At 49.0% G+C, this 9,008-nt stretch carries 9 protein-coding genes; 3 read left to right on the top strand and 6 right to left on the bottom strand.

Going from position 1 to position 9,008, the window contains the following annotated elements; all coding sequences use genetic code 11:
- From QZV86_RS12605 to QZV86_RS12590, 4 genes are all read right to left on the bottom strand, one after another.
- Positions 1-200: transposase (locus QZV86_RS12605; RefSeq protein ID WP_295628748.1), on the bottom strand; the 200-nt coding region annotated here is incomplete at its 3' end.
- Positions 201-320: 120 nt separating this feature from the next.
- Positions 321-1,985, bottom strand: a complete 1,665-nt coding sequence (gene ettA / locus QZV86_RS12600) for an energy-dependent translational throttle protein EttA (protein ID WP_295628745.1) — start codon at positions 1,983-1,985, stop codon at positions 321-323.
- Positions 1,986-2,096: 111 nt separating this feature from the next.
- Positions 2,097-2,324, bottom strand: a complete 228-nt coding sequence (locus QZV86_RS12595) for a DUF2835 domain-containing protein (protein ID WP_295628743.1) — start codon at positions 2,322-2,324, stop codon at positions 2,097-2,099.
- A gap of 31 nt (positions 2,325-2,355) precedes the next feature.
- Positions 2,356-3,087: a pseudouridine synthase gene (locus tag QZV86_RS12590; RefSeq protein ID WP_295628740.1), complete on the bottom strand. Its 732-nt coding sequence runs from the start codon at positions 3,085-3,087 to the stop codon at positions 2,356-2,358.
- A gap of 106 nt (positions 3,088-3,193) precedes the next feature.
- On the opposite strand from QZV86_RS12590, the gene QZV86_RS12585 reads away from it, so the two are divergent.
- On the top strand, positions 3,194-3,646 hold the full coding sequence (locus QZV86_RS12585; protein ID WP_295628737.1) for a rhodanese-like domain-containing protein: 453 nt from the start codon (positions 3,194-3,196) through the stop codon (positions 3,644-3,646).
- An 88-nt stretch (positions 3,647-3,734) separates the two neighbouring features.
- Here the strand turns inward: QZV86_RS12585 and QZV86_RS12580 are convergent, their stop codons facing one another.
- Positions 3,735-4,559, bottom strand: coding sequence for an undecaprenyl-diphosphate phosphatase (locus QZV86_RS12580; RefSeq protein WP_295628734.1), 825 nt, complete (start codon positions 4,557-4,559; stop codon positions 3,735-3,737).
- 43 nt (positions 4,560-4,602) lie between these two features.
- A complete protein-coding gene (gene thiC / locus QZV86_RS12575; protein WP_295628731.1) occupies positions 4,603-6,498 on the bottom strand; it encodes a phosphomethylpyrimidine synthase ThiC in 1,896 nt (631 codons plus the stop codon).
- Positions 6,499-6,868: 370 nt separating this feature from the next.
- Between thiC and QZV86_RS12570 the strand changes: the two genes are divergently transcribed.
- Together QZV86_RS12570 and QZV86_RS12565 are read left to right on the top strand one after the other, a co-directional pair.
- Positions 6,869-7,522, top strand: a complete 654-nt coding sequence (locus tag QZV86_RS12570; protein ID WP_295628728.1) for a protein-L-isoaspartate O-methyltransferase — start codon at positions 6,869-6,871, stop codon at positions 7,520-7,522.
- 85 nt (positions 7,523-7,607) lie between these two features.
- A complete protein-coding gene (locus QZV86_RS12565; protein WP_295628725.1) occupies positions 7,608-8,957 on the top strand; it encodes a TolC family outer membrane protein in 1,350 nt (449 codons plus the stop codon).
- Positions 8,958-9,008 lie beyond the last annotated feature (51 nt).

Here is a 9,008-nt window from a genome sequence, read left to right as displayed (position 1 = left end):
GGCCCAGCGGTCTTTGCTTTCGAATTACTCCCGAATACATTAATTGCAGATTCCTGTAACGGCTGTTTCCATTCCGAAATCTGATTCGGATGCACATCGAATTGTTCCGCTAACTCAGCTAGTGTCTTGTCACCCTTGATCGCCGCTATGGCCACATTGGCTTTAAATCCCGCTGCGTGATTCCTTTTCGTCCTTATCATACTCTCGCTCCTTTTTTGTCGCCTATTGCACGGCTTGGGTTGAGCAAGATTACCACTTAAAGGACTGTCCGAATTTGCGAGGCTACTTCTCAAAGCAGAAATTGAAGACAGCGCACAATCTCACCGACTAATCGGCTTATACCGTATCCGTTTCGGTTTCGCGCCTTCTTCGCCGAGGCGGCTTCTCTTGTCGGCTTCGTATTCCTGATAATTGCCGTTGAAGAATGTCCACTGCGATTCGCCTTCAGCGGCGAGGATATGCGTGGCAATGCGGTCAAGGAACCAGCGGTCGTGCGAGATAACCAGCACGCAGCCGGCGAATTCGAGCAGCGCGTCTTCCAATGCGCGCAACGTTTCCACATCGAGATCATTGGAGGGCTCATCCAGTAGCAGCACGTTGCCGCCCGCGATCAAGGTTTGCGCGAGATGCAGGCGGCCACGCTCACCGCCGGAGAGCTGGCCGATAATTTTTTGTTGATCGCCGCCCTTGAAATTAAATCGCCCCAGGTAAGCACGCGCCGGTGTCGTGTATTTGCCCACCACCAGCAGGTCATTGCCGCCGGAAATCGCGTCGAATACGGTCTTGTCGTTTTCCAACGAATCCCGTGCCTGATCGACATGCGCAATCTGTACCGTGTGGCCGATTTTCACTACGCCGGAATCCGGTTGTTCCTTGCCGGTAATCAGCTTGAATAGGGTGGACTTACCCGCGCCGTTCGGGCCGATAATGCCGACGATCGCGCCTGGCGGTACTTTGAAACTGAGATTGTCGAGCAGCAAGCGATCACCGTAGGATTTCGATACGCCATCAAACTCAATCGCCTCATTACCCAGACGTTCTCCGACGGGAATGAAAATTTCCTGGGTTTCGTTGCGTTTCTGGTATTCCTGCGAATTGAGTTCTTCAAAACGGGCGATACGCGCCTTGGATTTCGCCTGACGTCCTTTCGGATTTTGCCGCACCCATTCCAGCTCTTTCTTCATCGATTTCATGTGCGCATCAACCTGCTTCTGCTCTTGTTCCAAACGCGCTTCTTTCTGTTCCAGCCAATTGGAATAATTTCCTTTCCACGGAATGCCGTGACCACGGTCGAGCTCCAATATCCACTCAGCGGCGTTATCAAGGAAGTAACGATCATGCGTCACCGCCACCACTGTGCCGGGAAAACGCACCAGGAATTGCTCCAGCCATTCGACCGATTCCGCATCCAGGTGATTGGTCGGCTCGTCCAGCAATAGCATGTCCGGTTTTTCCAGCAGCAATTTACACAACGCCACACGGCGCTTTTCTCCACCGGACAAATTTTCGACCACTGCATCCCACGGCGGCAAGCGTAACGCATCAGCGGCAATCTCCATCTGATTCGCCGTATCACTGCCGGTTGTGGCAATAATAGCCTCCAGGCGCGCCTGCTCTTCCGCCAGAGCATCGAAATCCGCGCCCTCTTCGGCGTACGCAGCGTAAACATCGTCCAGTTTCTTCTGCGCCTGCATCACCTCGCCCATGCCTTCTTCCACTTCCTGGCGCACAGTATGTTCGGGATTCAGTTGCGGCTCCTGCGGCAAATAGCCCACGCGGATATCCGGCAGGCGCTGCACTTCACCGTCAAATTCTTTATCCACACCGGCCATGATGCGCAGCACGGTTGATTTGCCGGAGCCGTTCAATCCAAGCAAACCAATCTTGGCGCCGGGAAAAAAGCTAAGCGAGATATCTTTGATAATCTGACGTTTGGGTGGAACCATCTTGCTCACACGGAGCATCGACATTACATATTGGGCCATAGGTTAAATAATCTTATTGGATGAAAGAAAAGGTTATGAATACTTGAAACAATCATGAAAGAGTGTAACGCACGCGCCTCAGCATTGAAAGTGGGGGGCACGGGATTATCGTTAATCGCCGACGCGGCAGATCGACACAAATTTATGGTTTTTATCAAAAACCAATTCAAACGTACCATAAACGCCATGATTACCCACCACGGAGCGCAACACATTGGCCGGAAAATGAATAATTCGCCCATCGGTGGTTCTCGCCGCCACCGTATCCACTTCGCCCTCGTAATAGTACAAAAGTTGATGGGCAGGAATTTTGAGTACAACGTGCAACCGCTGATGCATAGACTCCCTCACCAATGCCAAGAAATCATTGTCAAAAGCTCTCGCCTTCCTCCAGATAGCGCCATTGCCCTTCGGGCAAATTGCCCAGCTTGATTTTACCGATGCGCACGCGTTTTAAGCCGGTTATTTTCAGATTGACCAGCTCGCACATGCGGCGGATCTGGCGCTTCTTACCTTCCTGCAGGATAAACCGCAATTGATCCTGATTTTGCCAGCTCACCTGCGCCGCTTTCAAAGCCTGGCCGTCGAGGCTCAAGCCATGATTCAGCAACGCCAGCTTGGCCGGGGGCAAAGCACCTTCAACCCGCACCAGATATTCTTTATCAACGCGGGAATTCTCGCCGATCAATTGTTTCGCAATACGGCCATCTTGTGTCAGCACCAGCAAACCCTGCGAATCAATATCGAGTCGCCCGGCCGGTGCCAGATTTCTCAAATGCGCGGGCTGAAAACGTTTGGTCAATTGATCGGTACGAAACTGGTTTTCCGGTTTGATCAGCACGACAGCGGGTTGATAACCCGATTCCGGTTGCGCAGACACATAACCGATGGGTTTGTTCAACAAGATAGTAACCAGGCTAGTCTGCTGCGCTTGCGCGGCTTTGTTCAGTTTAATTTTCTGCGTGGGATAAATTTTGGTGCCCAGCTCGGAAATCTGTTCCCCGTCGACAAACACCCAGCCTAGCTCGATATAGCGATCCGCTTCGCGGCGCGAACATAGGCCTTGTTCGGACATCAGTTTTGATAAGCGGATTTTCTCCATGTCACGTTATAATGTTGGCAGCAAAAAGAATGAATGAAAGATTAGCGTTGCCCTATTATAAAGGTAATCAAACGATCATTTTTAATAACCTAATCAGGAGCATTTTATGGAAACTACCGCAGCCATACTGGAAAAAGCGCACCAACGCGCCGAGGAAATGGAGCTTCCCTATAAAGGTGCATTACTCCCGATGGAGGCTTATCGAATTTTGCAAGCATCCGCGCATGCGCAATTGGTCGATGTACGCACTCATGCCGAACTCGATTGGGTCGGACGCGTCCCTAATGCGATAGAAATTGAATTGCGCGCGTACCCCAGCATGCAGCCCAACGCAGATTTTCTGGGTCGACTCGCGAGTAAAGTCAATAAAACATCACCCGTGCTATTCATCTGCCGCAGTGGCTCGCGCTCGAATCAAGCTGCTATCATGGCTAGCCAGAGTGGCTTTACCGATTGCTATAACATCCTCGAAGGTTTTGAAGGCGATAGGGATGAGAACGGCCAACGCGGTAAACTTTCAGGCTGGAAAGCAGCCGGATTGCCGTGGGTACAGAGTTAGAAAGGGATTAAGACATACTTCAGACCGACTACTCGGGGACAAGCTTCCGGGCAGTCTTTCTGATTACTGATATAGGTTAATTACCAACTTACATCTCTGACCAACCGATCACACCCGTATACGCCGTAACCAGAATGACGATGCCAAACACAATGCGATACCACGCAAAAACGGTGAAATCATGATTACTGATGAAGCGTATTAGCCCGCGGATTGCCACTAATGCGCTGAAGAATGCTCCCATGAAGCCGACCGCAAACATGCTCACGTCGTCCAATTCCAGGATTGCGCGGTTTTTATATACATCATAAAAAGTAGCGGCAAACATGATGGGGATGGCGAGGAAAAAAGAAAATTCGGCAGCGGCTTTGCGCGACAGGCCAAAAAGCAGGCCACCAATGATGGTCGCCCCCGAGCGAGATGTCCCCGGAATCAGCGCCAGACATTGCGCCATGCCAACTTTCAGCGCATGCTTCCAGTCCATGTCATCGACTTGTTCCACTTCAATCACATGATCCCTGCGCTCTGCCCATAAAATCACAATGCCACCGATGACCAGTGCTGTGGCCACCGATACGGGATTAAACAAATATTGCTTGATCACATCAATAAACAGCAAGCCCAGGATGGCTGCAGGCATGAATGCAATGAAAAGATTCAGCACAAACCGATTGGCTGAGGCGTCTGACCCTATGCCCATCACAATGTCCGCTATTTTCTTACGGTATTCCCAGCACACGGCTAGGATAGCGCCCAGCTGTATCGCAATAGTAAAAACCTTGCTCTTTTCATCATTAAAGTCCAGTAAATCGCCGAACAAAATCAAGTGACCGGTGGAAGAAATCGGCAGAAATTCGGTCAGTCCTTCTACAACGCCAAGGATCAGCGCTTTAAGTAATAAAATGAAATCCATTGGCGTGTTTATCTAGTTGATCAATCTGACGGTAGCACTCTGATTATAATTTATTGTAAATCTCTGCACCTTTTTCCTTGAATTCGGCTGATTTTTGTTCCATCCCCAGCTTTAAAGCTTGTTCTTCGGCTATACCTTGACTAGCGGCATATTCGCGAACATCCTGGGTAATCTTCATGGAACAAAAATGCGGGCCACACATCGAGCAGAAATGCGCCACTTTCGCGCCATCCTGCGGCAAGGTTTCGTCGTGGAATTGCTGCGCTTTATCGGGATCGAGGCTGAGATTGAACTGATCTTCCCAGCGGAATTCAAACCGTGCTTTGGATAGTGCGTTATCACGGATTTGTGCACCGGGATGCCCTTTCGCCAGATCGGCGGCATGCGCAGCGATTTTGTAAGTGATAATACCGTCCTTAACATCATCTTTATCCGGCAGACCCAAATGTTCTTTTGGCGTCACATAGCATAACATCGCCGTGCCATACCAGCCGATCATCGCCGCGCCAATCGCGGAGGTAATATGGTCATATCCAGGCGCAATATCAGTCGTCAGCGGGCCAAGCGTATAAAAAGGCGCTTCATCACAATGCTTCAACTGCAGCTCCATATTTTCCTTGATCAAATGCATCGGCACATGACCAGGGCCTTCGATCATGGTCTGCACATCATGTTTCCAGGCAATCTTCGTTAATTCCCCCAATGTTCTCAACTCGGCGAACTGCGCTTCGTCGTTGGCGTCATAGATTGAGCCCGGACGAAGCCCGTCACCTAACGAGAAGCTGACATCATACGCTTTCATAATCTCGCAAATTTCTTCAAAATGCGTATACAGGAAACTCTCTTCATGATGCGCCAGACACCATTTAGCCATAATCGATCCGCCACGCGATACGATACCGGTCATACGCTTTGCCGTCATCGGCACATACGCTAGGCGCACGCCGGCATGGATGGTGAAGTAATCGACACCCTGCTCAGCCTGCTCAATTAACGTGTCACGGAAAATTGCCCAAGTCAGCTCCTCGGCTTTGCCATCAACTTTTTCTAGCGCCTGATAGATTGGCACCGTACCGATAGGCACCGGACTATTGCGAATGATCCATTCGCGTGTTTCGTGAATATTCTTGCCGGTGGAAAGATCCATCACCGTGTCACCGCCCCAGCGGATCGCCCAGGTCATTTTTTCCACTTCTTCCTGAATGCTTGAACCCAATGCAGAATTGCCGATATTGGCGTTGATTTTCACCAGAAAATTACGTCCGATGATCATCGGCTCGGATTCAGGGTGATTAATATTCGCCGGAATAATGGCACGTCCACGCGCCACTTCATCGCGCACAAATTCTGCTGTGATCATTTTTGGTAAAGATGCGCCAAAATCCTGCCCCGCATGTTGACGCGTCAGCAATTCGTGATGTTGTGCATTGAGTGCTTCTACACGTTGATTTTCGCGAAGAGCGATATATTCCATTTCCGGTGTAATGATGCCGCAGCGCGCATAATGCATTTGCGTGACATTTAAGCCTGTTTTGGCGCGGCGTGGCTGTCGCTGCAAATTAAAACGCATATCTGCCAGTTTAGGATCCTGCAATCGCGCTTGGCTATAGGCGGAGTTATGACTGGCAAGAATTTCGGTGTCATCGCGCTCGTCAATCCATTTTTCCCGCAGTGCAGGCAATCCGGAGCGGATATCGATTTTTATCACAGGATCGGTATATGGGCCGGATGTATCATAAACCCAGATCGGTGGATTTTTTTCTCCACCTGCGCTGGTGGTCGTGTCGCTCTGGAGGATTTCCCGCATCGGCACTTGAATATCGGGTCGCGAGCCTTGCACATAGATTTTGCGTGAATTCGGTAGCGGTTTGACGGCTGCTTGATCGACTTGGGCTGTTGCGCTAGAAAAACTTTTTTGGTTTAAAACTGTAATACTCATAATAATTGCTCCTTAGAAATGCCATAAAGAGCGGGAGGAAAATCCCAGCTTCCCTACGGCGGCATTATCCGCGTCAGGTGTTAAGGGACTCTCTCACCAATTGAGTGCCTTTAAAAATCCAAACTTCGTTACAATACGTGGTTACTTGCAAAAAATGTTTTCTCACATATCAGCTATACAGCTGTAGCTATATGAGACACCAACATTTTTCAGTAGTCTGTTAGTCTTATTTAAAATTTTGGATTTTTAAAGGCACCCAAATCTTTCAGATAACTCTATTCTGAAAACGGACCCCTAGCTGATGCTGTGAAGCTAATGGAAATGTGAAATAATTGCAAGTCTAATATCAATTTTAAAATATGGGATAGAAATGAATCTTGAGCAAACCCGGTTTAATATGGTTGCACAGCAAATTCGCACTTGGTATGTACTGGATGATGCTGTGCTGGATTTGTTGTACAAAATAAAACGTGAAGAATTCGTGCCCGCGGAAAATCTTGCGATGGCTTTTGTCGATATGGAAATTCCGCTGGGTTTTGGGCAAGTCATGCTGGCGCCAAAAATGGAAGCACGCATTCTGCAAGAGCTACACATCCAGAAAACTGACAAAATTCTCGAAGTCGGCAGCGGCAGCGGCTACATGACGGCGCTTCTGGCTGCCAGAGGCGCACATGTCTACAGTGTAGAGATCATTCCCGAACTGAAAGCACTGGCTGAAAACAATCTTAAAACACATGCAATTACCAACGTCACGCTTGAACTAGGTGATGCAGCACGCGGGTGGTCCAAGCATGAACCGTATGATGTGATCGTGTTAACCGCATCCACGCCGGTATTACCGGATACCTTTAAAAACAACCTGAAACCAGGTGGACGGCTATTTGCGATTGTCGGCGAAGACCCGGTCATGGAAGCCTTATTGATTACTTGTGTGGCACCCAACGAATTCACCACTACCACATTGTTTGAAACCAGTACGGTTCCGTTTATTAATGCACAGCAGCCATCAAGGTTTACCTTTTGAGTATCAACGCTACGCCAACTATCAAACATAGCGATCGATTTATTGCTGAATTTTCATCCACTCCGGGCTTATATCGGAAAAACGCATGAAATTCCTGCAATTGGTTTTCGCTATCTTGATCGGCGCTCTATCACTTTCCACGCTGCAAGCTGCAGATTTGATGAGTATTTATCAAGAAGCTTTGGCTCAGGACTCACAGTATCGATCCGCTCGGGCAGCCTATCAAGCTACGCAAGAAAAATTGGTGCAGGGCAGAGCCGGTTTTTTACCCACTATTACGTTAACAGGATCGCGCGCTGTTCAGGAAGTGGACGCAGGCAGCTTAATTAGTTCCACAACCAACAGTAACATCAATCCTGCGCCCGTCACCATTCACAGTCGTGGCGTGACTATCGCCGCAACGCAACCGCTGTTCCGGATGGAAAATATTGTAATTTATCAGCAGTCAAAAACTGAAGTCAGCAGAGCCGATGCTGAGTTCATCGTGGCGGGACAAGATTTGATTTTGCGTGTCGCCCAAGCGTATTTTGACGTCCTGGATGCGCAAATCGACATCGAAGTCGCCGAAGCGCAGAAAACAGCCATTTTGAAACAACTCGAACAAGCCAAGCGCAATTTTGAGGTTGGCGTATCTACCATCGTGGATACTAACGAAGCGCAAGCACGCTATGATCTCACCACGTCACAGGAAATTGCTGCGCACAATGCACTGGAAATTCGTAAACGCACGTTACAGGGGATCATTGATCGTTTTCCTGAAAATCTGATGAGCGCAAAGAAAACTGCATCGAACCTGGACAGATTAACTTACACCGGTATGGATGAATGGGTTCATGCCGCCGAAGAAAAAAATTTCGCATTAAAAATCCAGCAAGCCGCCTATGAAATAGCCAGTCAGGAAGTAAAGCGAATCTGGTCGCAGCATTACCCGACCGTCGATCTCGTCGCGCAATACAGTGATCAAACAGGCGTCGGTGGCGCAATTACCGGTCGCGGCATTGATCTGATTTCCAAGTCCATTGGCGTCCAGCTTAACGTACCTCTATTTCAGGGATTTTCAGTACAATCCCGTGTCCGTGAAGCGCTAGCGAACCAAAACCGGGCATTACATGATCTGGAAACCGTCCGGCGCAATACCGCCCTACAAGCTCGCCAGCAATTTCTAAATGTTACCAACGGCATTGCACAAGTCAAAGCACTCAAGCAAGCTTTGATCTCCAGCCAAAGTCAGCTGGATTCAACCGTGCTGGGACAAGAAGTCGGCATCAGAACCGAAGTCGATGTGCTAAATGCACAACAACAATTTTATTCTGCTAAACGTGATCTTGCCAAGGCCTATCACAGCTATCTAATGTCCAGATTACGTCTGAGCGCAGAAGCCGGCGAACTGGATGAAGATACATTAATACAGATTAACTCGATGCTCATTAAGTAGTCGGTCCTGAAATATGCATAATCATTTGATATTATGCATGAATGCGCTGTT

The organism is uncultured Nitrosomonas sp. (assembly GCF_902826915.1).
Lineage (GTDB): Bacteria > Pseudomonadota > Gammaproteobacteria > Burkholderiales > Nitrosomonadaceae > Nitrosomonas.
This window is presented reverse-complemented; position numbering and strand designations above follow the sequence as displayed.

Bases quoted from the DNA above. Each gene is read 5' to 3' on its own strand.
- ettA (WP_295628745.1), bottom strand. From the start codon at position 1,985: ATGGCCCAATATGTAATGTCGATGCTCCGTGTGAGCAAGATGGTTCCA.
- QZV86_RS12595 (WP_295628743.1), bottom strand. From the start codon at position 2,324: ATGCATCAGCGGTTGCACGTTGTACTCAAAATTCCTGCCCATCAACTT.
- QZV86_RS12590 (WP_295628740.1), bottom strand. From the start codon at position 3,087: ATGGAGAAAATCCGCTTATCAAAACTGATGTCCGAACAAGGCCTATGT.
- QZV86_RS12585 (WP_295628737.1), top strand. From the start codon at position 3,194: ATGGAAACTACCGCAGCCATACTGGAAAAAGCGCACCAACGCGCCGAG.
- QZV86_RS12580 (WP_295628734.1), bottom strand. From the start codon at position 4,559: ATGGATTTCATTTTATTACTTAAAGCGCTGATCCTTGGCGTTGTAGAA.
- thiC (WP_295628731.1), bottom strand. From the start codon at position 6,498: ATGAGTATTACAGTTTTAAACCAAAAAAGTTTTTCTAGCGCAACAGCC.
- QZV86_RS12570 (WP_295628728.1), top strand. From the start codon at position 6,869: ATGAATCTTGAGCAAACCCGGTTTAATATGGTTGCACAGCAAATTCGC.
- QZV86_RS12565 (WP_295628725.1), top strand. From the start codon at position 7,608: ATGAAATTCCTGCAATTGGTTTTCGCTATCTTGATCGGCGCTCTATCA.